Raw genomic sequence first — 23,217 nt, 5'->3', positions numbered from 1 at the left:
CATTCTGCCCTTATCTGAGGAGTAGATAATGAACACAATAATAAAGCGCACAAAAGTGCGTCATACCATTCTTATATTTTTATTTCTTGCTACCGTATTTAATTATGCGGATCGCGCAACTCTATCCGTAGTTGCCCCAATAATGAGTAAAGAATTAGGTTTTGATCCGGAAGCGATGGGCCTGGCCTTCTCCTCATTTGGTATTGCCTATGTCATTATGCAACTACCCGGCGGTTGGCTATTAGACCGCTACGGTTCACGACTGGTTTACGGTTGCGCATTGATTGGCTGGTCGTTAGTAACCATGTTTCAGGGGACGATCTATTTGTATGGCAGCCCATTAATTGTACTGGTTATTCTACGTCTGCTGATGGGCGCGATTGAAGCGCCTGCCTTTCCGGCGAACAGTCGTTTAAGCGTACAATGGTTTCCCAATAATGAACGAGGTTTCGTTACTTCAGTTTATCAGGCTGCGCAATATATCTCGCTGGGCATTATCACCCCGCTAATGACGATCATTCTGCATAATTTAAGCTGGCATTTTGTCTTCTATTATATTGGCGCTATTGGTGTGATGCTCGGTATATTCTGGTTAATGAAAGTCAAAGATCCGATGCACCACCCAAAAGTTAATCAAGCGGAAATTGACTATATTCGTAGCGGTGGTGGCGAGCCCTCTCTGGGCTGTAAAAAGGAGCCGCAGAAAATAACGTTCGCGCAGATTAAAACCGTCTGTGTTAACCGGATGATGATCGGTGTTTACATCGGGCAATTCTGCGTCACCTCTATCACCTGGTTCTTCCTGACCTGGTTCCCGACCTACCTGTACCAGGCGAAAGGCATGTCGATTCTGAAAGTCGGTTTTGTGGCCAGTATTCCAGCCATTGCCGGTTTTATTGGCGGCCTGCTCGGCGGCGTGTTCTCCGACTGGCTGCTCAAACGCGGCTATAGCCTTACCGTCGCGCGGAAACTGCCTGTTATCTGCGGTATGTTGCTCTCTTGCGTAATTGTGATCGCCAACTACACCTCTTCAGAATTTGTAGTCATTGCGGCGATGAGTCTGGCCTTTTTTGCCAAAGGGTTTGGTAACCTGGGCTGGTGCGTACTCAGCGACACCTCGCCGAAGGAAGTTCTGGGTATTGCTGGCGGCGTATTTAACATGTGCGGCAATATAGCAAGCATCGTTACGCCACTGGTCATCGGCGTGATTCTTGCCAATACTCAGTCGTTCGACTTTGCCATTTTATACGTTGGCTCGATGGGACTTATTGGTCTCATTTCATATCTGTTTATCGTCGGCCCGCTGGATCGCATCACGCTGACATCATCCGCAGCCTGATTGTCCACATTGCGAATTCTTCGCTCCGCTGTTCCGGGATTGCACTCCATCGGAACAGCGTTTTTTAGTTGTACCGCGCAATTCAGATGCCGTCGCCATACTCAAACGTATGGTGTATCCCGTTGAAATGCTGGTCCATATCCATCGACGGCTTATCGCTGCCCGGCTTGCCGACAATACGCGCCGGAACGCCTGCGGCGGTAGTGTGCGGCGGGACAGGCTGTAAAACGACGGAACCTGCGCCAATTTTCGCGCCGCGCCCCACCTCGATATTGCCGAGAATTTTCGCGCCCGCGCCAATCATCACGCCTTCGCGGATTTTAGGATGACGATCGCCGCTCGTTTTCCCGGTACCGCCCAGGGTGACGGATTGCAGAATCGACACATCATCCTCAATAACCGCCGTCTCCCCCACCACAATACCGGTGGCATGGTCGAGCATAATCCCGCGGCCAATTTTCGCTGCCGGGTGAATATCCACCTGAAACGAGACCGAAACCTGATTTTGCAGGAAGATAGCCAGCGCGCGGCGACCTTTATTCCACAACCAGTGACCAATGCGGTAGGCCTGTAGCGCATGAAAGCCTTTCAGATATAACAGCGGCGTGGAGTATTTATCCACCGCCGGATCGCGAGTGCGCACGGCCTGAATATCGCAGGCTGCCGACGCGATCATTTCCGGGTCGGCGGCATAGGCTTCTTCAACTACTTCACGGATAGCGATAGCGGGCATGATGGGCGACGCCAGTTTATTTGCCAGCATATAGCTCAGCGCACTGCCCAGATTTTCATGCTTGAGTAGCGTGGCGTGATAAAAACTGGCCAACATAGGCTCACAGTCAGCTAAAGCGCGGGCTTCAGCTTTAATATTCTTCCAGACGATTTCCAGTTCTTCACACGGCATGGCTTACTCCAGACGGGCAGAAAACGACCAACCCGTTCTGTGCGGGTTGGGTCGTTTATGCAAACAGTTCCTTACGGCTAGTGGCGACTCAGCTCTTCCTTGCGGGCGCGACCTAATAACGTTAATGCTGCCTCGCGCGCGTTTTTTCCGCAATACAATACTTGATAAATTTCCTCGGTTATTGGCATTTCAACACCAAAACGGTGCGCCAATTCACGAACTTCTTTCGTATTGCGATAGCCTTCGACCACCTGGCCAATCTTATCCTGCGCGCCTTTAACGTCCATACCTTGGCCAAGCATCATGCCAAAACGACGGTTGCGCGACTGGTTGTCGGTACAGGTCAGCACCAGATCGCCTAAACCCGCCATCCCCATAAAGGTGGCGGGATCGGCACCAAGCGCTGCGCCAAGCCGCGACATTTCGGTCAGTCCACGCGTGATTAGCGCCGTGCGGGCGTTCGCGCCGAAGCCGATGCCGTCAGACATCCCCGCGCCAATCGCAATCACGTTTTTCACCGCGCCGCCAAGCTGCACGCCGATAAAATCCGCATTGATATAGACGCGAAAACTTTTTCCGCAGTGCAACAGTTGCTGGAGATCGTCGGCAAAGGTCTCATCGGTTGAGGCCAGCGAGATTGCCGTCGGCAAACCCGCCGCCAGCTCTTTAGCGAACGTCGGACCGGAAATCACCGCCAGCGGGATTTGATCGCCTAACGCCTCGCGAGCGACATCCTGCAACAGGCGCCCCGTTTCCGCTTCCAGGCCTTTGGTCGCCCATACCAGACGCGCATCCGGACGCATCAGCGGTTTAATCTGCCGCAGCACGTCGCTGAAAACATGGCTTGGCACCACCACCAGAATGTTACGACTGGCCGCCAGCGCGGTTGCTAAGTCGCTTTCCAGGTGTAACGTATCGGGAAAAGGCACATCGGGAAGGAACGCGACGTTGCAGCGATCGTGCTCCAGGGTCGCGATATGTTTTGGGTCGTGGCCCCACAGGACAACCTGGTGGCCGTTTCTCGCCAGAGTGATGGCAAGAGCGGTGCCGTACGAGCCGGCACCGATGACTGTCATTGACGCATTACTTTGGTTCATCAGGCATCCTGATGTTCTTCAGTACCTTCGCCAGCCTGCTGCTGCAAATAGTTCATGAACAGCGCATCAAAGTTGACCGGCGCAAGGTTCAGTTGCGGGAACGTACCGCGTGAAACCAGGCTGGTGATGCACTCGCGAGCATACGGGAACAGAATGTTCGGGCAGTATGCACCCAGGCAATGCGCCATCTGAGTACCTTCAATACCGCTGATGGAGAAAATACCGGCCTGCTGAACTTCGCACAGGAACGCGGTTTCTTCCCCCAGGGAAGCCGTTACGGTAACACGCAGCACAACTTCATAAACGTCATCCGCCAGTTGGGAAGATGCCGTATCAAGATCCAGTTTAACCTCTGGCTGCCAATCTTTCTGGAAAACATGCGGTGCGTTTGGCGCTTCGAAAGAAACATCCTTGGTATAGATACGTTGGATCTGGAAAGCCATTTCAGTGTTATTTTGTTCTGACATGTGTAAAACCCTTTAGTGTTGTCCTTAAATACTTGAGTACGCCTTAACGCAACAGCGGATCCAGTCCACCACGCGCATCCAGCGCATACAAGTCGTCACAACCGCCAATGTGCTGTGCATCAATAAAAATTTGCGGAACCGTCGTTCGGCCACTACGTTTGATCATCTCTTCACGCTTCACGGCGTCGCCGTCAATCGCAATTTCCTGGAAACTCACGCCCTTGCTGTTTAACAGCGCCTTTGCACGATGGCAAAACGGACAGGTTGCTTTGGTGTAGATTTCAATATTGGCCATGACTTCGCTCCTGTTTTTTACCCGATGGATTTCATGTCGACGCAAGGGCAAGTCATTCCCCTTGCGCCATGAAAACGACGGGTAATCACTTACCGCGCACCAGAGGCAGATTCTCGCCGCTCCAGCCTGCTACGCCTTCTTTCAACACAAAGACCTTTTCAAAGCCGGCTTTTGTCAGCGCGTTAGCGGATTCCTGGCACTGCATACCTGAACCGTCGACCACGATAATCGGCTTGTCTTTGTGCTTTTCCAGTTCGCCAACATTGTTGGCTTTGATTTCGCTCGGCAGCAAATTGGTCGCGCCAGCGATATGGCCTTTACGGAAATCGTCACGTTGACGTAAATCCACAACAACGGCGTCCTCTTTGTTGATAAGGCGCGTGGCTTCGCCGCGTGTAATCACCTTAACTTTTGAAGTCAGACCTTTGAACGTGGTAAATAAAACCGCCACCAGTAACGCAATCCAGGCGATACTCAGTATGGGATGACGGCCAACAAATTGCATAATTTCTTGCATGGGGGGTAACAACTCCCGACGTAGTGATTAAAAAACCAGGAAAGGAGTATACCTGTGCAGTGGCGCAAATACAGCCAGAGCGTGCACTGGAATGCATTTTTGCGGGGCGCTACGAAAAAAAATCACGCTATTACTTGCCTTCTCACGCCAGCGCGATCCCTTTCTTTGATCTTCTGAGGCTATTTTATCGATTCAGCTGTAGTAAAATTACGCAATTATTTTGTCTATTGAGTATGAGGTTGTCGCAATGTCGGTTTCTAAAAAACCTATGGTACTGGTGATTCTGGATGGCTACGGCTACCGTGAAGAACAGCAGGATAACGCTATCTTAAACGCCAAAACCCCGGTGATGGATGCTCTGTGGGCAAAACGTCCGCATACCCTGATCGACGCATCCGGTCTGGAAGTGGGTCTGCCTGACCGCCAGATGGGCAACTCCGAAGTGGGCCACGTTAACCTGGGCGCAGGCCGCATCGTTTATCAGGACCTGACGCGTCTGGACGTTGAAATTAAAGAACGTACTTTCTTTGCTAACCCAGTCCTGACCAATGCGGTAGACCAGGCGAAAAACGCCGGTAAAGCGGTTCATATTATGGGTCTGCTGTCCGCGGGCGGCGTCCACAGCCACGAAGATCACATTATGGCGATGGTGGAGCTGGCCGCAGAGCGCGGCGCAGAAAAAATCTATCTGCACGCCTTCCTCGACGGTCGCGACACGCCGCCGCGCAGCGCTGAAGCCTCGCTGAAAAAATTCGAAGACAAATTCGCCGCGCTGGGCAAAGGCCGCGTGGCGTCTATCGTCGGTCGTTACTACGCTATGGACCGCGACAACCGTTGGGATCGCGTGGAAAAAGCGTATGATCTGATGACCCTGGCGCAGGGCGAATTCCAGGCGGATACCGCTGTGGCTGGCCTGCAGGCCGCTTACGCTCGTGATGAAAACGATGAGTTTGTCAAAGCGACCGTTATCCGCGCCGAGGGCCAGGCTGATGCGGCGATGGAAGACGGCGACACGCTGATTTTCATGAACTTCCGCGCTGACCGCGCGCGCGAAATTACCCGCGCTTTCGTTAATGCTGATTTCGACGGCTTTGCGCGTAAGAAAGTGGTTAATCTGAACTTCGTGATGCTGACCGAATACGCCGCCGACATCAAAACTGCCGTTGCCTACCCACCAGCGTCGCTGTCGAATACCTTTGGCGAATGGATGGCGAAAAACGACAAAACTCAGCTGCGTATTTCCGAAACGGAAAAATATGCGCACGTAACCTTTTTCTTTAACGGCGGCGTAGAAGAACCGTTTGCTGGCGAAGAGCGCATTCTGATCAACTCCCCGAAAGTGGCCACTTATGACCTGCAACCGGAAATGAGCTCTGCAGAATTGACTGAAAAATTGGTCGCGGCGATCGAAAGCGGTAAGTACGACACCATCATTTGTAACTATCCAAACGGCGATATGGTCGGTCATACCGGCGTGATGGAAGCCGCCATCAAAGCGGTGGAAGCGTTGGATAACTGCATTGAACAGGTAACAAAAGCGGTTGAGTCCGTTGGTGGACAACTGTTGATTACCGCGGACCACGGCAACGCGGAGCAGATGCGCGATCCGGCGACCGGTCAGGCGCATACCGCCCACACCAACCTGCCGGTGCCGCTGATTTATGTCGGCGAGAAAAACGTGAAGGCGGTTGAAGGCGGCAAACTTTCAGACATTGCGCCTACCATGCTGTCGCTGATGGGGATGGAAATCCCGCAAGAGATGACTGGTAAGCCGCTGTTCATCGTGGAATAATCCCTCCCCATGAGGGGAAAGGCGATTAACACCATTCAACAGGCCGTGAAACCAAGAACGTTTTCAGTCAGGCCTTTGTTCTACGCCAGCGTACTTAGCGCTGGCGTATTGTTGTGCGCCTTTTCCGCCCACGCGGATGACCGCGATCAACTCAAATCTATTCAGGCCGATATCGCCGCGAAAGAACGCGACGTACGCCAGCAGCAGCAACAACGCGCCAGCCTCCTGGCACAACTTAAAGCCCAGGAAGAGGCCATCTCAGCCGCAGCACGTAAGCTGCGCGAAACGCAAAGCACCCTGGATCAGTTAAACGCGCAAATTGATGAGATGAACGCCTCAATTGCCAAACTGGAGCAGCAAAAAGCCAGCCAGGAGCGTAATCTTGCCGCGCAGTTGGACGCCGCTTTCCGCCAGGGCGAACACACCGGCATTCAGCTTATTCTTAGCGGAGAAGAAAGCCAGCGTGGGCAACGCCTGCAGGCCTACTTCGGCTATCTGAACCAGGCGCGCCAGGAGACTATCGCCGAGCTGAAACAGACTCGCGAACAGGTCGCCACGCAAAAAGCCGAGCTGGAAGAGAAGCAAAGCCAACAACAAACGTTGCTGTATGAGCAGCGCGCCCAGCAGGCGAAGCTGGAGCAGGCGCGTAATGAACGTAAGAAAACGCTTGCCGGACTGGAGTCGTCTATTCAGCAAGGCCAGCAACAGTTAAGCGAACTACGCGCCAACGAATCACGCCTACGCAACAGTATTGCGCGGGCGGAAGCGGCGGCCAAAGCGCGAGCGGAGCGTGAAGCCCGCGAAGCGCAGGCGGTACGCGATAAGCAGCAGGAAGCCTCGCGTAAAGGCAGCACCTATAAGCCGACGGAAAGCGAGCGTTCGCTAATGTCCCGCACCGGCGGTCTGGGCGCGCCACGCGGTCAGGCATACTGGCCGGTACGCGGCCCGATATTGCATCGCTATGGCGAACGGCTGCAGGGTGAGCTACGTTGGAAGGGGATGGTGATCGGCGCGTCGGAAGGCACCGAGGTCAAAGCCATCGCCGACGGCAGGGTGATTCTGGCGGACTGGCTGCAAGGCTATGGCCTGGTGGTGGTCGTGGAGCATGGTAAAGGTGATATGAGCCTTTACGGCTATAACCAGAGCGCGCTGGTCAGCGTAGGCGCGCAGGTGCGCGCCGGACAACCTATCGCCCTTGTGGGCAGTAGCGGCGGTCAGGGCAGACCCTCGCTTTATTTCGAAATTCGTCGCCAGGGTCAGGCCGTCAATCCACAGCCGTGGTTGGGAAGATAAGTTTTGCCTCAGTTTCGTCGCTCCATTCTCACGCTGGCCACTTTGCTGGCGTTTGCACATCCCGTTTTCGCTGGCAAGCTCGCCATCGTGATTGATGATTTTGGCTATCGCCCGCACACGGAAAACCAGGTTCTGGCGCTGCCGCCAAACATTTCCGTCGCCGTACTGCCCAACGCGCCGCACGCGCGCGAAATGGCAACTAAAGCGCACAATAGCGGGCATGAAGTGTTAATCCATCTGCCGATGGCGCCGCTAAGCAAACAGCCGCTGGAGAAGGATACGCTGCGACCAGATATGAGCAGCGATGAGATCGAGCGCATTATCCGCGAGGCGGTAAACAACGTGCCGTATGCTGTCGGGCTTAATAACCACATGGGCAGCGCAATGACTTCCAGCCTGTTCGGTATGCAAAAAGTTATGCAGGCGCTGGAACATTACAATCTCTATTTTCTCGACAGCATGACGATTGGCAATAGCCAGGCGATGCGCGCGGCATCCGGTACGGGTGTGAAAGTGATCAAGCGCAAAGTGTTCCTCGACGATACGCAAAACGAGGCGGATATTCGCCGTCAGTTTAATCGCGCTATCGAACTGGCCCGTCGCAACGGTTCCGCTATCGCGATTGGTCATCCGCATCCCGCAACGGTTCGCGTGCTGCAACAGATGGTTTATCGCCTGCCGGCGGATATCACCCTGGTACGTCCAGGCAGCCTGCTCAACGAACCGCAGGTAGATACGTCCCGACCTGATTTGACGCCGCAGAAAATTGACGCGCCGCGCAATCCCTTTCGCGGCGTGAAGATGTGCAAGCCGAAAAAACCGCTGCAACCGGTCTACGCTACGCGCTTTTTCAGCGTCATCGGCGAGAGCATTACGCAAAGTTCCGTGGTTGTCTGGTTTCAGCACCAGTGGCAAGGCTGGGGGAAAATCGCCGCGCCTAAAAACGTGAGCGCTAAGACAGATTGAGCGCCTTACGGGCCATACGACGGTGCGACAAGGTTTTGTCGCGCCATTGCCACAGCCGGAAAGACCAGAGCAGCGTCTGATAAGCCGCTTTCGCGCTGCGGACGTTAGCCATCATCCGTCTATACATGCCAGAAGTAAAAATTTCGGCAATCATACGCTGGCGGGTCAAAATATCAGGCTCTTTACGTACCGCATGACAAACGCGTAACGCTTCCCAGGTAATTTGCTGGCGAAATTCCGGGTAAATCGGAATACGACGGGCATAATCACGATTGAGCTTTTCTAATAAGCGCGTAATTTTAATATAATGCCGCTGATAATTAAGATTTTTATTGCCTTGTCTTTGCAAACGGCTTACCGAATTATCATGCAGGAAATATTTATATAATGATTGTTCGGTATAACGTACGCGCGTGGCATTAAACATAACTTCCGTCGACCATAATATGTCCTGATGATGTAGTCCGGGAACGAAAGTAATATTGTTATCGATAATCAGCGCACGTCGATAAACGCCCATCCAGACAACATGCGTCCAGCGCCGAGAGGCCAGCGCCATACGCAACCAATCCGGTCCACTTAATACCCCGGTGGAACGCAGACGATCGGTCGGAATAGATTGCCAGGCGTGCCCGGTTTTTCGGACGCACCAGTCCGCGTTGCACTGCGCAACGTCCAGATCATCGTTAAGCGCCATGGTCATCAGCGTTTCATACATCTTCGGGTAGACCAGGTCATCTGCATCGACAAAGGCGACATAATCGCCGGTCGCTGCTTGCAGGCCAAGATTACGGGCGACAGATGCGCCAGCATTGGCCTGATGAAGCAGTCGAACATGCGGGTAATGTTCCGCGTAATGTTTTGCTATCTCAACGGAATGATCCGTCGATCCATCATTCACAATAATAATTTCCAGCGCCGACCACGTTTGCGCGATTAACGACGCCATGCAAGCATTAAAATCCGCTCCCGCATTATATAACGGGACAATGATACTCACTTTGGTTTTACTATTTTTCATAACGATTACCAGAAAAACCTTAATTTACCCTGCCTTTATACTGTGGCTCTATTAAGAAACTATTAAGCCGCCATAATTAATTTTTACAGTAAAAAGCAAGCACAAAACTCAGAGTAGAGCGTGACGTTAGCGAGTAAAATAAGAGTAAAGCGCAATTACGAATGCTTGATGTCTATGACAATTCTTTACGGCTTTCCAGATTTTCCCTAACAAAAAAGGTTGGCGAATGACACCAACCTTTTACGATGAAACGTATATCAGACCCGATAAATATCATCGGGTCTCTATACCCTTCATACTTCAAGTTGCTTATGTGTTGGCTACGGATTACTCGGCCCATCCATGGGCCTCGCCCTGACGGGCCGTCGCACGCGACGTTCAAATCTGCTCCCGGCAGATTTGTCGTTCACCCCAGTCACATAGTTATCTATGCTCCTGGGGACTCACTCCCTTGCCGCCTTTAAGCAACTCGAATTATTTTGGGTATATACATATTAATCCCAGCTCAGAATAACTTTTCCTGACTGGCCTGAACGCATGGCGTCAAAACCTTTCTGGAAATCATCAATAGAGAAACGATGGGTGATAATCGGTGACAGATCCAGACCGGACTGGATCAGCGCCGCCATTTTGTACCACGTTTCGAACATCTCACGACCATAAATACCTTTAATGAACAAGCCCTTAAAGATAACTTTTGTCCAGTCGATAGACATATCTGATGGCGGAATCCCCAGCATCGCAATACGACCGCCGTGATTCATGGTGTCCAGCATGGTACGAAACGCCGGCGGCGCGCCGGACATCTCCAGACCCACATCGAACCCTTCGGTCATTCCCAGCTCCGCCATGACGTCGTTCAGGCTCTCTTTCGCGACGTTGACCGCGCGGGTGACGCCCATTTTACGCGCCAGCTCCAGACGGTATTCATTGACGTCAGTAATCACCACATGACGCGCGCCGACATGTTTCGCCACCGCGGCGGCCATTACACCGATTGGCCCCGCCCCCGATACCAGTACATCTTCGCCGACCAGATCGAAAGACAGCGCCGTATGCACCGCATTACCAAACGGGTCGAAAATAGAGGCTAAATCATCAGAAATGTTATCCGGGATTTTAAACGCATTGAACGCCGGGATGACCAGGTATTCCGCGAAGCAGCCGGGACGATTGACACCCACGCCGGTGGTGTTGCGACACAGGTGAGTACGACCGCCACGGCAGTTGCGGCAATGACCGCAGGTGATATGACCTTCGCCGGAGACGCGATCGCCGATTTTAAAGCCTTTCACTTCCTGACCGATGCCGACCACTTCGCCGACATATTCATGCCCCACGACCATCGGAACCGGGATGGTTTTTTGCGACCAGTCATCCCAGTTATAGATGTGAACGTCAGTACCGCAGATGGCTGTTTTACGGATTTTAATCAGCAAATCGTTATGGCCGACTTCCGGTTCCGGAACGTCGGTCATCCAGATGCCCTCTTCCGCTTTCAGTTTGGATAACGCTTTCATCTTACATCCTCAGGCAATCACGCCCAGTTGTTTACCAATACGCGTGAACGCGTCTACCGCACGCGTAATTTGCTCAGGCGTATGCGCCGCAGACATCTGGGTACGAATACGCGCCTGACCTTTTGGTACGACCGGATAGAAGAAACCGGTAACGTAAATGCCCTCTTTTTGCAGTTCGCGGGCAAATTTCTGCGCGACAACCGCATCTCCCAGCATTACCGGGATGATGGCGTGATCCGCGCCTGCCAGCGTAAATCCCGTGGCAGACATCTGCTCACGGAACTGCCGGGCGTTCGCCCACAAGCGATTGCGCAGTTCTGCGCCCGCTTCCACCATCTCTAACACTTTAATAGAAGCCGCCACGATCGCCGGCGCCAGGGAGTTGGAGAACAGATATGGGCGGGAACGCTGACGCAACCACTCAACGACCTCTTTACGCGCCGCGGTATAGCCGCCGGATGCGCCGCCTAACGCTTTGCCCAGCGTACCGGTAATAATATCTACGCGGCCCATTACGTCGCAGTATTCATGGGAACCACGACCGTTTTCGCCGACAAAGCCTACCGCGTGAGAATCATCAACCATCACCAGCGCATCGTATTTATCGGCCAGATCACAGACGCCTTTCAGATTGGCGATGACGCCATCCATTGAGAACACCCCGTCGGTGGCGATCAGGACATGACGCGCGCCGGCTTCACGCGCCTCTTTCAGCCGCGCTTCCAGCTCAGCCATATCGTTGTTGGCATAGCGATAGCGCTTCGCTTTACACAAACGCACGCCGTCAATGATAGACGCGTGGTTCAGCGCGTCGGAGATAATGGCGTCTTCCGCGCCCAGCAACGTCTCAAACAAGCCGCCGTTAGCGTCGAAACAGGAGGAATACAGAATCGCATCTTCCATGCCGAGGAAGCTTGCCAGCTTTTGCTCCAGCGCTTTGTGGCTGTCCTGGGTGCCGCAGATAAAACGCACGGACGCCATACCGAAACCGTGGCTGTCCATGCCCGCTTTTGCGGCATTAATCAGCTCAGGGTGATTCGCCAGCCCGAGATAGTTATTGGCGCAAAAGTTAATAACGTGGCTTCCATCCGCCACGGTGATATCCGCCTGCTGCGCAGACGTAATAATACGCTCTTCTTTAAACAATCCTTCCGCCCGGGCGGTTTCCAGATCGTTGGTTAACTGTTTGTAAAAATCCCCACGCATTGCGATTCTCCAGACTGGGCAAATTTCAGCACATATTACCCAAAGCGATACGTTGATACGAGATGACGCGTCATCACTTCTTTAAAATGCAGCATAAATCACGCGTATCCTCACGGGTTATCAGTGAATGGATGAATAGTGTTATGATAAGAGCATTCATGTCTGAGACAGTCTCTGACACCATAATTCAAAGGTTACAGTTATGATCATCGTTACCGGCGGCGCGGGCTTTATCGGCAGCAATATCGTTAAGGCCCTGAATGATAAAGGTATCACCGATATTCTGGTGGTGGATAACCTGAAAGACGGCACCAAGTTTGTAAACCTGGTGGATCTGAACATTGCTGACTATATGGATAAGGAAGATTTCCTGATCCAGATTATGTCCGGAGAAGAGCTCGGCGATATCGAAGCTATTTTCCATGAAGGCGCCTGCTCTTCCACCACCGAGTGGGACGGCAAGTATATGATGGATAATAACTATCAATACTCCAAAGAGCTGCTGCACTATTGTCTTGAGCGCGAAATCCCGTTCCTCTACGCCTCTTCTGCCGCCACCTATGGCGGTCGCACGTCTGATTTCATCGAATCGCGCGAATACGAAAAACCGCTTAACGTTTACGGCTATTCTAAATTCCTGTTTGATGAATATGTGCGCCAGATCCTGCCAGAAGCGAACTCGCAGATTGTCGGTTTCCGCTATTTCAACGTCTATGGACCACGTGAAGGCCATAAAGGCAGCATGGCAAGCGTGGCATTTCATCTGAATACACAATTAAACAACGGCGAAAGCCCGAAACTGTTTGAAGGCAGCGAAAACTTCAAGCGCGACTTCGTTTACGTGGGCGATGTGGCCGCCGTTAACCTGTGGTTCCTGGAAAGCGGCAAGTCCGGCATCTTTAACCTGGGCACAGGCCGTGCGGAATCTTTCCAGGCCGTCGCCGACGCGACGCTGGCATACCATAAAAAAGGCAGCATTGAATACATTCCGTTCCCGGATAAGCTGAAAGGTCGCTATCAGGCGTTTACGCAGGCGGATTTAACCAATCTGCGCAACGCGGGCTACGACAAACCCTTTAAGACCGTCGCCGAAGGCGTCACGGAGTATATGGCCTGGCTGAACCGCGACGCGTAAGTATGAAAATTTTGGTCATTGGCCCGTCCTGGGTGGGCGACATGATGATGTCGCAAAGTCTCTATCGCACGCTTAAAGCGCGCTATCCCCAGGCGATAATCGACGTGATGGCGCCCGCCTGGTGCCGTCCGTTGTTATCGCGTATGCCGGAAGTTAACGAGGCGATACCCATGCCGCTGGGCCACGGCGCGCTGGAAATCGGCGAGCGTCGCAGATTGGGCCATAGCCTGCGAGAGAAGCGCTACGATCGCGCCTGGGTGCTGCCAAATTCGTTTAAATCGGCGCTGATTCCTTTCTTTGCCAATATCCCGCACCGTACCGGCTGGCGCGGCGAAATGCGCTATGGCCTGCTGAACGATGCGCGCGTCCTTGATAAAGACGCCTGGCCACTGATGGTAGAGCGCTACGTGGCGCTGGCCTATGACAAGGGCGTGATGCGCACGGCGAAAGATCTGCCGCAGCCGCTACTCTGGCCGCAGCTCCAGGTTAGCGAGGGTGAAAAGTCGTTGATGTGCAGCGACTTTTCGCTATCTTCTGAACGTCCTCTGATCGGCTTTTGTCCCGGCGCGGAATTTGGCCCGGCAAAACGTTGGCCGCACTATCACTACGCCGAACTGGCAAAACAGCTCATTAACGAAGGGTATCAGGTCGTACTGTTTGGCTCGGCAAAAGACCATGAAGCCGGAAATGAGATCCTGGCGGCGCTGAATAGCGAGCAGCAGGCATGGTGTCGCAACCTGGCGGGGGAAACCCAGCTGGAACAGGCCGTCATTCTGATAGCCGCCTGTAAAGCCATCGTCACTAACGATTCCGGGCTGATGCACGTCGCGGCGGCGCTCGACCGCCCGCTGGTCGCCTTGTATGGCCCAAGTAGCCCGGATTTCACGCCGCCGCTGTCTCATAAGGCCCGGGTGATTCGTCTCATTACGGGTTATCACAAAGTGCGTAAAGGTGATACGGCGCAAGGCTATCACCAGAGCCTGATCGATATCACGCCGCAGCGGGTTCTGGAAGAGCTTCATTCGCTGTTGTCGGAAGAGGGCGTTTAATGCGGGTTTTGATCGTTAAAACATCATCGATGGGCGACGTATTACATACCCTGCCTGCGCTTACCGACGCGCAACAGGCGATTCCGGGGATTCAATTTGATTGGGTTGTCGAAGAAGGGTTTGCGCAAATTCCGTCCTGGCACAGTGCTGTCGATCGCGTGATTCCCGTCGCTATTCGCCGTTGGCGCAAGGCCTGGTTTTCCGCGCCCATTAAAGCGGAACGCACAGCCTTTCATCGGGCGGTATGCGCATACCAATACGACGCTGTGATTGATGCGCAGGGGCTGGTAAAAAGCGCGGCGCTGGTGACGCGTCTGGCGCATGGGATAAAGCACGGTATGGACTGGAGTACCGCCCGCGAACCGTTGGCCAGCCTGTTTTATAACCGTAAACACCATATCGCAAAGCAACAACATGCGGTTGAACGGACGCGCGAGCTGTTCGCCAAAAGCCTGGGATACGATAAACCGCAGTCGCAGGGCGATTATGCCATCGCAAAACATTTTCTGCATTGCCAGCAGGCGGTCAGCGATCCATATGCGGTATTTTTACATGCCACGACCCGCGATGATAAACACTGGCCGGAAGCAAACTGGCGCGAGCTTATCGGTATGGTGGGCAACACCGGATTACGGATAAAACTTCCCTGGGGCGCGCCTCATGAGGAGGCCCGGGCTAAACGACTGGCCGAAGGCTTTGACTATGTGGATGTGTTACCGCGCATGAGCCTGGAGGAGGTCGCCAGAGTGCTGGCTGGCGCAAAATTTGTCGTATCGGTTGATACCGGCCTGAGCCATCTCACCGCCGCGCTCGACAGACCGAATATTACGCTATATGGCCCAACGGACCCTGGGTTAATTGGAGGTTATGGGAAGAACCAAATGGCATGCTGCTCACCAGAAAAAAACCTGGCGAATTTAGATGCCACAAGCGTATTTGGAAAGATTCATTAAAGAGACACTGTCTCATCCCAAACCTATTGTGGAGAAAAGATGCTAACCACATCATTAACGTTAAATAAAGAGAAATGGAAACCGATCTGGAATAAAGCGCTGGTTTTTCTTTTTGTTGCCACGTATTTTCTGGATGGTATTACGCGTTATAAACATTTGATAATCATACTTATGGTTATCACCGCGATTTATCAGGTCTCACGCTCACCGAAAAGTTTCCCCCCTCTTTTCAAAAATAGCGTATTTTATAGCGTAGCAGTATTATCATTAATCCTTGTTTATTCCATACTCATATCGCCAGATATGAAAGAAAGCTTCAAGGAATTTGAAAATACGGTACTGGAGGGTTTCTTATTATATACTTTATTAATTCCCGTACTATTAAAAGATGAAACAAAAGAAACGGTTGCGAAAATAGTACTTTTCTCCTTTTTAACAAGTTTAGGACTTCGCTGCCTTGCAGAGAGTATTCTATATATCGAGGACTATAATAAAGGGATTATGCCATTCATGAGCTATGCGCATCGACATATGTCCGATTCCATGGTTTTCTTATTTCCAGCATTATTGAATATTTGGCTGTTTAGAAAAAATGCACTTAAGTTGGTTTTTTTGGTGCTTAGCGCTATCTATCTTTTCTTTATCCTGGGAACCCTATCGCGAGGGGCATGGTTGGCGGTGCTCATAGTAGGTGCGCTGTGGGCAATACTGAATCGCCAATGGAAGTTAATAGGAGTCGGTGCCATTTTATTAGCCATCATCGGCGCTTTGGTTATCACTCAACATAATAACCAACCAGATTCAGAACATTTACTTTATAAATTACAGCAGACAGATAGCTCATCTCGTTATACTAACGGAACCCAGGGCACCGCGTGGATACTGATTCAGGAAAACCCGATCAAGGGCTACGGCTATGGTAATGATGTGTATGATGGTGTTTATAATAAACGCGTTGTCGATTATCCAACGTGGACCTTTAAAGAATCTATCGGTCCGCATAATACCATTCTGTACATCTGGTTTAGTGCAGGCATATTGGGTCTGGCGAGTCTGGCCTATTTATATGGCGCTATCATCAGGGAAACAGCCAGCTCTACCTTCAGGAAAGTAGAGATAAGCCCCTACAATGCTCATCTCTTGCTATTTTTATCTTTCGTCGGTTTTTATATCGTTCGTGGCAATTTTGAACAGGTCGATATTGCTCAAATTGGTATCATTACCGGTTTTCTGCTGGCGCTAAGAAATAGATAAAAAAACGCGCTGATACTTATTACGGTATCAGCGCGTTTTTCATCATCCGGGCTCAATCACTTATCAAACCAGCTTTTCATTTGTTCCTCGAAACGCTGCGCTACATTTTCCCAACTGTATTTTGAAAACACCAGGGATTTTGCTTTTTCGGCAATCTGGTGGCGTTCCTCATCAGCAAGCGCACGGTTAATATCATTAATTATACTGTCGCTCGACATAGGCTCTGCGAGGTGATAGCCCGTTATGCCATCTAACACAAATTCGCTAATCCCCCCTTTTTTGCTGGCAAGAACCGCTTTTCCTGCTGCCATCGCTTCTACAGCCACCATGCAAAATGCTTCTTCAACCTGAGACGGCACAATAACCAGATCGGCTATATGATAGAAGTTATGCATCTGGTCGGGAGATTGCCCCCCAGCCATAATACAATCCGTTCCAATCTCTTTTGCGGCGTCCAGTACTTTCTTTTGATACTCTGCTTTTTCACCCTTGCGGCTTGCATAAGGATCGCCAACAACGACAAGTTTAATATTACTTCTTAAGGTACGTAATTGTTTGAACGCCTGCAAAAGCAACAGGATGCCTTTATCAGGCGAAATTCTCCCGGCATATAAGAGAACGGTGGCATCTTCCGCAATATTTAATTGCTGACGAAGATTATCTTGTGGGTTTCTTTTATAAGTCTCAGCACAAAAACCATTAGGTACAATACTAACAGCAGCGGCGGGCAATCTTTCTTCATAAAACGCTTTAAGAAACTGACTGGGCACGATAATTTTTGCATCGTTATCAGGAAGTTCTGGTTCAAATGCGTTATGCATGTGCATAACCAGTTTTGCATTCGGATTGCGCTCTCTGATCTGCCGATACAGTTTCATACTATTATGAATAACAATGACGCTATCTTCCTGGGTAGTCACTTTATCTCTAATATTAAGGACGCGCTGGGAATAGGGTAGTGGGTCGAGACGAGTCCATTTCTGAAAAAGACGCTTATAAACTTTACTAAACCCAATGTAATGAATATCACAGTTATCGTTTATTTTATTATATTCAGGATAGCCAGCATTCTTTATACAAGCAATAGCACTCGGTATTGATAGTCGTTTTGCAACCTGGTAAATCCAGGTTTCTACCGCAGCCGCACCACGAGGAGGAATTGAAAATATAGGAGTAACAGTAAATATGATTTTTTTAATCATAATAGCTATAATCCAGAATAGTTAACTTTATAGAAAAAGAAATGTTATAGAAAAAGAAATGCGTGCCGAAGCAACGCAAAATAATGATTTATCTAGTGTCTAGACAATTTTATCGTAATATATTTCACCCTCAAGTTCCGAGGCTGTAATATATGGAATAATATCGTAATGAATTGCAGTATCATCTGATAAATTAAAGATATTTAAATCACTCACATTTTTTCTCATAAAAGTAAAAAATGGCAGTATTTTAAACAGGTCTTTACTAAGCTCAGATGGCATAGGGCTGGTAGATTCGTCATAGAAACGTGGGCAACTCCCTGTTAAGTCAAGCCCAGAACATATAATACGGCCATACTTGAGGGAATAGGCAACCTGAATAGCGGTATAAGCAATAGTATGGCAAGAGCAATACCCGATGCTGATATCCTTGCAAAATCCAGCCAGTCGCCCTCTTTTCGAAAGGGGAACTGAAATAAGTAATGCTTTATGAATCCGCTTGAGGATATTAAATTTAATTTTCTTTAAAAAGCCCCCTTTTTCTCGGCGATAAAAGGAGCGAATAATTAAACAGTTTTCTTCAATATATTTTTGATCATCCACTGAAGCCTGTTCATACACATCAAGATTGACGATAGTGAACTGACTGTTACGGCTAAAGTTATAAAAATCTTCGCGCCGGCGATGGAGGAAGCGAACATCCGTCAGAAGGTACAAAAATGGCTTGACGTTATTGTTTAGCAAATATTGAACAGAACCATTGACTGCAATGACATCTTTCATTCGTAACAAAGACAGCGGCGTCTTTCTGGACGTAGGACCAGAAAGAAAAATAATACAATCTTCAGCCGTTCTTTTCGCAATAAGTTGCAGAACATCGGCGTGAGTTATGAAGTTAACGCTGCCCATAAAAAACTCGTATGTTTATCATGCAACCTATAAATAAATGTTATATTCAATAACTAATATTACATCTCAAATTCTCTCAAGTATGTCATAACGCTGCAGCAAATAAAAGTCAGTCAGCCCCTTAAATTAAACCAAACGTGCTACATTGATCAGCGCTTTTCCTTACCCTTAATACGACGAAGGAAATTTCGAAGTTTTTTCTTATAAATCAATAAGTAAAATCCGATATCTCTCACATTATTTTTGATACCATAATGTCTTTCTAAATCAATACGATCCTTTGCTTTTCGTTGCCTGGAAGGTCTTTTTCCGGACAAATCAATAATTCTGATCTCATTGCCTTGCAGGATAAAGTTACCTTTATGGGGATCGCCCGAAACCATACCATGCTGATGCAGAGAATATATCGACTGTTTGATTTTCCCTCTCACCTCGTCAGGAATTTCTGGCATATCAACAAGTTCAATACCTTCAATATACTCAATTATCATCACGTATGTTTTTACATAGCGTAATGTTTTAATTTCCGCCAGCAGGTAAAAATCATTAAGCGCCGCAAACCCTTCACGCCGCACACGATCTGTCTGATGAAAAAGCTTTTCGTAGTAATCTCCTTTTACTAACGATTTGAAAAAGCGTTCAGTATTTTTTACTTTTGGACTAAATACTTTGAGAATATATTTTCCGTAGTCTGTATTAATCAATACAACTTTTGTATCTTCTATATTACGAAAGACTTTAATAACCTGATGATTATAAGATAGAAAATCTTTGAATATCTCAATGTATTTTTCACCGTCTTTTTTGACAAAGACGGTATAGTTTTTAATCTTTTTTTCAATAATCATAATGGAGATTTGGGGAGGGGAATTATTTGTGGAAAAGTTTACGATAAAGATATGCGCTTCCAGCCATAAGGCCTTTAAAATAATGACCCTGCACGAGAAGATGTTTATATCGCTTCTTAAATTCGACTATGGTACGCGCATCTTTTGCGGGAAAATCCTTCCAGGGCGAGTTAAGTCGTGCATTTTTATAATAGATAACTGAAGGATAATTTGCCCAGGCATGCCATGGTTTTGTAGCACCCGTATAATGAATTAAAATAGTATTATCATTAATTATATTGCTATATTTTTTATGTGACTTATCTTTCAACTCACTTTTAATAGTATAAATGGTATTATACGGTCGCGGTAGAAAAATGACTTTATCCTGTAGGAGAATATTCAAAACATCCTGATCGGGATATTTAAAAGAGTCAGCCTCTTTACCTGCCAAAAGTAAAAATGCCTTTTTGGTTAAGGCATTCTCTTGCCATAATTTCAGGTTAACAAAAACCACGCCGGAGTTAAAATAACCACCTTGTAAATTAAAAGCGCTTAATCTCTCATTTACCTTATTCTGGATGGAATCAACATCTTTTACGACCGCAGCAATCTTCTCTGTCAGATCAAGCTGTAGAAGATCTTGCAAAGATCCTTTGCATACAACATCGGCATCCAAATAAAGTAAGGTGTTTACCTTCTTGCTGAGATAATCGAAAGCAAATAAACGAAAATACATTGCTCTCGACCATACTTTAGTTTGAGGCAATACCTCAAGGCTTTCTACTTTAATAAGATAAAGAGAAATTTTTATGTGATGCTGTACGGCTAAACGCTCTATATATTTTACAAAACACGGGGAGTATGAATCACAAATAATGTGAAAAGCGAGCGGGATATTATTGTTTAATACAACTGAAGCGATTGATACCCCCACACCATCAAGATAGTTTTCATCAACGCCATAAGAAATGTTTAATACGTTATCATCATTATTATTACTTTCATCAAAAACTTTATATTCAGCTATTTCTATCTCAGGAAATGAATCCATTACATCACCTATGGGTTTTATTCAAGAAGTTTACGTTTAAAGTAGGCTATATAATAATTTACACCCGAAGTATAATGCTTCTGATTAAACATATGCTTTGCCGCATAACGTAACTGATGGCTAGTCACTGGATTTAAAAGTGCACAATGAGACCATGGTGAGTTGCTCTTAGCCTGTAAAAAATATTGTGACACAGGGTAAGCCCCCCAACTATGCCAGGGCTTCGTTGGTCCGATATAATGAACAAATACAGTCTCAGCATCGACTGGATTAATAACTGAATCTTTTAATTCATAGTTAAGACTAAATTGTGTATTAAATTTTTTATCAACAAAACGCGCTTTATTCACTAACAATATATTTAATACATCCTGATCAAGGTGCGTTATGCGCTGTACTACCTCCGGATCTTTTAGCATTTCAATCGCTTTCTTAGAGATATTTTCTGCGGTCCAAAGAGGTATGTTAATTAAAATAAAACCGGCATTAAAATAGCCAGAAACCAGCCCAGGCGTTGCCAGGCTAACCGAGCGCTTAGTCCACCATTCCAACTCGCCTTCAGCAACGACAGCAGCAATCTCATTTTCAGCGAAATTAAGATCAATAAGTTCCTGAATACTCCCCTTACATGCAATATCTGCATCCAGATAAAGTACTCTATCTGTTTTATCTGAAAAATAATCGGCGATAATGAATCTAAAGTATGTTGCATAGGTCCAGTTTTTGGTACTGGGTAGCGATTTTAAGCGCTCACAGTCGATTAGGTAAACAACAATCTGCGTAGCGTACTGTTTTGCTAATGCCTCAAATCGCTGCTGGTCTTCAGAGTCAAAGAAATCGGTAAAAACATGGAAAGCTAACGTCTTATCTGGGTTAGCGAGGAGAACCGATGCAATAGAGACACCACAGCCAAAAAGAAAGTTTTTATCAATCCCATAAGCTATATTAAATTTATCAGCATCACTATGTTGTGCATAGTTATAATCTAAAGTCTGTTGAATGACTTCTTCTTCAAAATATTTTCTGCTCATAGTGATCACTTTTGTAATTTCGAGAATATCGCATTATTAAAATTTTTAAAATATAGCACATCGTAAAATCTCTCAATCGTGCCGGGAATAATATCATGCTGATATTTTACTTCACCAGAAATAACACGATTAAGGTGTCCTACAAAATCATCTATAGCCCCCGGGGTGTAAAGCTCACCATTCAAACCGGGTTTAATCATATCGCGCGGACCAGACATACAATCAGAACTAATACACGGAATTCCATATGACATTGCTTCCAGCAGGGTCATAGGAAATCCCTCAAATGCAGAGGTAAGTAGTAACGCGGTGACATTTTTTATTTTTTGCTGTACGACTTGCCACGGCTCGCTTTGCCAACCATACCAGATTACACGCTGCTCAATACCAAGCTCCCGACTATAGGCCTGGCACTTTTCAAAATCTGAGCCATCACCAATAATATGTAGCTGCCATTCCCCTGTCGTACGAGCTAAGCCATCAAATAAATCTTTAACTCTTTTCTGCCCTTCAAATTTAAGACGCCCTACATAGAGAAATACAGCAGGTTTATCGCGCTCAGGCGGCGGCACAATGATTGTTTTAATAGAGACAGGATTATAAACGACGCTAATATCTTGCGCTGAGATACCCCGTGCCATCATCTGTTCTTTAATACCACTACTGATGGCCAGATGATAATCCGCGTACGTTATACATTCTGCATGTTTTTTATGGTCGAGCGAAAAATGTGGCCACGAGAAAATAATAAACTGTTTACCACTTTTCTTTCGTGCTTTATTGGCATAAAGACATGAGATGACATCAATACATATCACAATATCCGGTGACGTTTCTTTCAGCCACTGACTAAAATTATAAACATGCTTAGCTCGACGAAGAAAACTTAATTTTATATTTGAGAATGATTGCGCATATTTAATCTCTTTTAGCCATGCTTTATCCATTTTGTCATTACGACAAAAGAAAAACATTCCACAGTTGATTTTCGGAGAGCTATTTTCAAACGTATGGATAACGTTGCTAATAACGGTTTCCATCCCTCCAAAACCGGATACCGCTTCGCCAATAAAAGCTATTTTCATATATACTCCAGAGTTAAAACCTTAATCTAAAGACTTTAGATATTAAATAGCAAAAATAGTAATATAACCCTATAGAGTAATTTTTACCTGACATCTCTCTTTTGGCTTTAAGGCGTATTCAATATCTTTATTATTTTCGATAATGGAATATATTGCCACACCTGCTGGCATTATAAAACTATGATCAAAGCAAAGAGCAATGTCCAGTCTTCTTCCAAAAAAATCATCATGTTGAATTATGTTTTTTTGGTTTGAAATATAACTTTTAATGTCAGACATTCTGTCTATCCTTGTCTCACTC

22 protein-coding genes and 1 pseudogene are annotated in these 23,217 nt (G+C 48.1%); 8 read left to right on the top strand and 15 right to left on the bottom strand.

Annotated features, from left to right (window positions below):
- Positions 1 to 28: 28 nt before the first annotated feature.
- Complete coding sequence (locus tag ACLJZ5_RS09905) at positions 29 to 1,339, top strand: MFS transporter (RefSeq protein ID WP_024797495.1); 1,311 nt, start codon at positions 29 to 31, stop codon at positions 1,337 to 1,339.
- An 82-nt stretch (positions 1,340 to 1,421) separates the two neighbouring features.
- Here the strand turns inward: ACLJZ5_RS09905 and cysE are convergent, their stop codons facing one another.
- The 5 genes from cysE to ACLJZ5_RS09880 all read right to left on the bottom strand — a co-directional run bounded on the left by cysE (position 1,422) and on the right by ACLJZ5_RS09880 (position 4,619).
- A complete protein-coding gene (cysE, locus tag ACLJZ5_RS09900) occupies positions 1,422 to 2,243 on the bottom strand; it encodes a serine O-acetyltransferase (protein ID WP_001112113.1) in 822 nt (273 codons plus the stop codon).
- Positions 2,244 to 2,320: 77 nt separating this feature from the next.
- Positions 2,321 to 3,340, bottom strand: a complete 1,020-nt coding sequence (gpsA, locus tag ACLJZ5_RS09895; RefSeq protein WP_001076596.1) for an NAD(P)H-dependent glycerol-3-phosphate dehydrogenase — start codon at positions 3,338 to 3,340, stop codon at positions 2,321 to 2,323.
- Positions 3,340 to 3,807: a protein-export chaperone SecB gene (secB, locus tag ACLJZ5_RS09890; protein WP_000003370.1), complete on the bottom strand. Its 468-nt coding sequence runs from the start codon at positions 3,805 to 3,807 to the stop codon at positions 3,340 to 3,342. Before secB ends, gpsA begins: the two co-directional genes overlap by 1 nt.
- Before the next feature lie 43 nt (positions 3,808 to 3,850).
- The gene (gene grxC / locus ACLJZ5_RS09885) at positions 3,851 to 4,102 is read right to left on the bottom strand and encodes a glutaredoxin 3 (RefSeq protein ID WP_001273795.1); all 252 of its coding nucleotides are present in this window, start codon (positions 4,100 to 4,102) and stop codon (positions 3,851 to 3,853) included.
- Between the two features lie 85 nt (positions 4,103 to 4,187).
- Positions 4,188 to 4,619 carry a rhodanese-like domain-containing protein gene (locus tag ACLJZ5_RS09880; RefSeq protein ID WP_001156179.1) on the bottom strand — a complete coding sequence of 144 codons (432 nt, stop codon included), beginning with the start codon at positions 4,617 to 4,619 and terminating at the stop codon, positions 4,188 to 4,190.
- A 247-nt stretch (positions 4,620 to 4,866) separates the two neighbouring features.
- Here ACLJZ5_RS09880 and gpmM point away from each other — a divergent pair, with 247 nt between their 5' ends.
- Genes gpmM through ACLJZ5_RS09865 form a run of 3 tightly spaced genes read left to right on the top strand, consistent with a single transcriptional unit; the run spans position 4,867 to position 8,670 of the window.
- Positions 4,867 to 6,411: a 2,3-bisphosphoglycerate-independent phosphoglycerate mutase gene (gene gpmM / locus ACLJZ5_RS09875; protein ID WP_024797496.1), complete on the top strand. Its 1,545-nt coding sequence runs from the start codon at positions 4,867 to 4,869 to the stop codon at positions 6,409 to 6,411.
- A gap of 33 nt (positions 6,412 to 6,444) precedes the next feature.
- Positions 6,445 to 7,704 (top strand): murein hydrolase activator EnvC, encoded by a 1,260-nt coding sequence (gene envC, locus ACLJZ5_RS09870; protein ID WP_058814511.1) that lies wholly within the window; start codon positions 6,445 to 6,447, stop codon positions 7,702 to 7,704.
- 3 nt (positions 7,705 to 7,707) lie between these two features.
- Complete coding sequence (locus ACLJZ5_RS09865) at positions 7,708 to 8,670, top strand: divergent polysaccharide deacetylase family protein (protein WP_001135513.1); 963 nt, start codon at positions 7,708 to 7,710, stop codon at positions 8,668 to 8,670.
- Here the strand turns inward: ACLJZ5_RS09865 and ACLJZ5_RS09860 are convergent.
- The 3 genes from ACLJZ5_RS09860 to kbl form a co-directional block, all read right to left on the bottom strand.
- The gene (locus ACLJZ5_RS09860; protein WP_000798198.1) at positions 8,657 to 9,691 is read right to left on the bottom strand and encodes a glycosyltransferase; all 1,035 of its coding nucleotides are present in this window, start codon (positions 9,689 to 9,691) and stop codon (positions 8,657 to 8,659) included. The two genes, ACLJZ5_RS09865 and ACLJZ5_RS09860, sit on opposite strands and share 14 nt — an antisense overlap.
- Before the next feature lie 494 nt (positions 9,692 to 10,185).
- Positions 10,186 to 11,211, bottom strand: coding sequence for an L-threonine 3-dehydrogenase (gene tdh / locus ACLJZ5_RS09855; RefSeq protein WP_000645990.1), 1,026 nt, complete (start codon positions 11,209 to 11,211; stop codon positions 10,186 to 10,188).
- Between the two features lie 9 nt (positions 11,212 to 11,220).
- The gene (gene kbl / locus ACLJZ5_RS09850; protein WP_024797497.1) at positions 11,221 to 12,417 is read right to left on the bottom strand and encodes a glycine C-acetyltransferase; all 1,197 of its coding nucleotides are present in this window, start codon (positions 12,415 to 12,417) and stop codon (positions 11,221 to 11,223) included.
- Between the two features lie 202 nt (positions 12,418 to 12,619).
- Here kbl and rfaD point away from each other — a divergent pair, with 202 nt between their 5' ends.
- The 4 genes from rfaD to rfaL are packed head-to-tail and all read left to right on the top strand — an operon-like array spanning position 12,620 to position 16,808.
- Positions 12,620 to 13,552: an ADP-glyceromanno-heptose 6-epimerase gene (rfaD, locus tag ACLJZ5_RS09845; protein ID WP_000587771.1), complete on the top strand. Its 933-nt coding sequence runs from the start codon at positions 12,620 to 12,622 to the stop codon at positions 13,550 to 13,552.
- 2 nt (positions 13,553 to 13,554) lie between these two features.
- Positions 13,555 to 14,601 carry an ADP-heptose--LPS heptosyltransferase RfaF gene (gene rfaF, locus ACLJZ5_RS09840; protein WP_000699196.1) on the top strand — a complete coding sequence of 349 codons (1,047 nt, stop codon included), beginning with the start codon at positions 13,555 to 13,557 and terminating at the stop codon, positions 14,599 to 14,601.
- Positions 14,601 to 15,554, top strand: coding sequence for a lipopolysaccharide heptosyltransferase RfaC (gene rfaC / locus ACLJZ5_RS09835; protein ID WP_001264616.1), 954 nt, complete (start codon positions 14,601 to 14,603; stop codon positions 15,552 to 15,554). The genes rfaF and rfaC overlap by 1 nt, the downstream gene beginning before the upstream one ends.
- 39 nt (positions 15,555 to 15,593) lie before the next feature.
- Positions 15,594 to 16,808 (top strand): O-antigen ligase RfaL, encoded by a 1,215-nt coding sequence (rfaL, locus tag ACLJZ5_RS09830; protein WP_024797498.1) that lies wholly within the window; start codon positions 15,594 to 15,596, stop codon positions 16,806 to 16,808.
- A gap of 56 nt (positions 16,809 to 16,864) precedes the next feature.
- On the opposite strand, the gene ACLJZ5_RS09825 is transcribed toward rfaL, so the two are convergent.
- From ACLJZ5_RS09825 to ACLJZ5_RS09795, 7 genes and pseudogenes are all read right to left on the bottom strand, one after another.
- Positions 16,865 to 18,010 carry a lipopolysaccharide N-acetylglucosaminyltransferase gene (locus ACLJZ5_RS09825; protein ID WP_024797499.1) on the bottom strand — a complete coding sequence of 382 codons (1,146 nt, stop codon included), beginning with the start codon at positions 18,008 to 18,010 and terminating at the stop codon, positions 16,865 to 16,867.
- Positions 18,011 to 18,109: 99 nt separating this feature from the next.
- Positions 18,110 to 18,919, bottom strand: a complete 810-nt coding sequence (gene waaZ, locus ACLJZ5_RS09820; protein ID WP_024797500.1) for a 3-deoxy-D-manno-oct-2-ulosonate III transferase WaaZ — start codon at positions 18,917 to 18,919, stop codon at positions 18,110 to 18,112.
- Positions 18,920 to 19,068: 149 nt separating this feature from the next.
- Entirely contained in the window at positions 19,069 to 19,767 is a 699-nt protein-coding gene (rfaY, locus tag ACLJZ5_RS09815) for a lipopolysaccharide core heptose(II) kinase RfaY (RefSeq protein WP_024797501.1), read from the bottom strand.
- A 22-nt stretch (positions 19,768 to 19,789) separates the two neighbouring features.
- Positions 19,790 to 20,800 carry a lipopolysaccharide 1,2-glucosyltransferase RfaJ gene (gene rfaJ, locus ACLJZ5_RS09810; protein ID WP_000376867.1) on the bottom strand — a complete coding sequence of 337 codons (1,011 nt, stop codon included), beginning with the start codon at positions 20,798 to 20,800 and terminating at the stop codon, positions 19,790 to 19,792.
- 17 nt (positions 20,801 to 20,817) lie between these two features.
- A complete protein-coding gene (waaO, locus tag ACLJZ5_RS09805; protein WP_020899385.1) occupies positions 20,818 to 21,831 on the bottom strand; it encodes a lipopolysaccharide 3-alpha-galactosyltransferase in 1,014 nt (337 codons plus the stop codon).
- A 5-nt stretch (positions 21,832 to 21,836) separates the two neighbouring features.
- Positions 21,837 to 22,916 carry a lipopolysaccharide 1,6-galactosyltransferase gene (gene waaB, locus ACLJZ5_RS09800; RefSeq protein WP_001651003.1) on the bottom strand — a complete coding sequence of 360 codons (1,080 nt, stop codon included), beginning with the start codon at positions 22,914 to 22,916 and terminating at the stop codon, positions 21,837 to 21,839.
- A 117-nt stretch (positions 22,917 to 23,033) separates the two neighbouring features.
- Positions 23,034 to 23,195, bottom strand: a pseudogene (locus tag ACLJZ5_RS09795) (glycosyltransferase family 8 protein); the annotation flags it as partial.
- Positions 23,196 to 23,217: the final 22 nt, after the last annotated feature.

Origin of the sequence: Salmonella sp. 5800, from assembly GCF_046558195.1 — a bacterium.
GTDB classification, from domain to species: Bacteria; Pseudomonadota; Gammaproteobacteria; order Enterobacterales; family Enterobacteriaceae; genus Salmonella; species Salmonella enterica.
The sequence above is the reverse complement of the archived record's forward strand: the minus strand, read 5'-3'. Positions and strand labels throughout refer to the sequence as shown.

What these genes read in the sequence shown, in the direction of transcription:
- ACLJZ5_RS09905 (WP_024797495.1), top strand. Translation starts at nt 29, where the DNA reads ATGAACACAATAATAAAGCGCACAAAAGTGCGTCATACCATTCTTATA.
- cysE (WP_001112113.1), bottom strand. Translation starts at nt 2,243, where the DNA reads ATGCCGTGTGAAGAACTGGAAATCGTCTGGAAGAATATTAAAGCTGAA.
- gpsA (WP_001076596.1), bottom strand. Translation starts at nt 3,340, where the DNA reads ATGAACCAAAGTAATGCGTCAATGACAGTCATCGGTGCCGGCTCGTAC.
- secB (WP_000003370.1), bottom strand. Translation starts at nt 3,807, where the DNA reads ATGTCAGAACAAAATAACACTGAAATGGCTTTCCAGATCCAACGTATC.
- grxC (WP_001273795.1), bottom strand. Translation starts at nt 4,102, where the DNA reads ATGGCCAATATTGAAATCTACACCAAAGCAACCTGTCCGTTTTGCCAT.
- ACLJZ5_RS09880 (WP_001156179.1), bottom strand. Translation starts at nt 4,619, where the DNA reads ATGCAAGAAATTATGCAATTTGTTGGCCGTCATCCCATACTGAGTATC.
- gpmM (WP_024797496.1), top strand. Translation starts at nt 4,867, where the DNA reads ATGTCGGTTTCTAAAAAACCTATGGTACTGGTGATTCTGGATGGCTAC.
- ACLJZ5_RS09860 (WP_000798198.1), bottom strand. Translation starts at nt 9,691, where the DNA reads ATGAAAAATAGTAAAACCAAAGTGAGTATCATTGTCCCGTTATATAAT.
- tdh (WP_000645990.1), bottom strand. Translation starts at nt 11,211, where the DNA reads ATGAAAGCGTTATCCAAACTGAAAGCGGAAGAGGGCATCTGGATGACC.
- kbl (WP_024797497.1), bottom strand. Translation starts at nt 12,417, where the DNA reads ATGCGTGGGGATTTTTACAAACAGTTAACCAACGATCTGGAAACCGCC.
- rfaD (WP_000587771.1), top strand. Translation starts at nt 12,620, where the DNA reads ATGATCATCGTTACCGGCGGCGCGGGCTTTATCGGCAGCAATATCGTT.
- rfaF (WP_000699196.1), top strand. Translation starts at nt 13,555, where the DNA reads ATGAAAATTTTGGTCATTGGCCCGTCCTGGGTGGGCGACATGATGATG.
- rfaC (WP_001264616.1), top strand. Translation starts at nt 14,601, where the DNA reads ATGCGGGTTTTGATCGTTAAAACATCATCGATGGGCGACGTATTACAT.
- rfaL (WP_024797498.1), top strand. Translation starts at nt 15,594, where the DNA reads ATGCTAACCACATCATTAACGTTAAATAAAGAGAAATGGAAACCGATC.
- ACLJZ5_RS09825 (WP_024797499.1), bottom strand. Translation starts at nt 18,010, where the DNA reads ATGATTAAAAAAATCATATTTACTGTTACTCCTATATTTTCAATTCCT.
- waaZ (WP_024797500.1), bottom strand. Translation starts at nt 18,919, where the DNA reads ATGGGCAGCGTTAACTTCATAACTCACGCCGATGTTCTGCAACTTATT.
- rfaY (WP_024797501.1), bottom strand. Translation starts at nt 19,767, where the DNA reads ATGATTATTGAAAAAAAGATTAAAAACTATACCGTCTTTGTCAAAAAA.
- rfaJ (WP_000376867.1), bottom strand. Translation starts at nt 20,800, where the DNA reads ATGGATTCATTTCCTGAGATAGAAATAGCTGAATATAAAGTTTTTGAT.
- waaO (WP_020899385.1), bottom strand. Translation starts at nt 21,831, where the DNA reads ATGAGCAGAAAATATTTTGAAGAAGAAGTCATTCAACAGACTTTAGAT.
- waaB (WP_001651003.1), bottom strand. Translation starts at nt 22,916, where the DNA reads ATGAAAATAGCTTTTATTGGCGAAGCGGTATCCGGTTTTGGAGGGATG.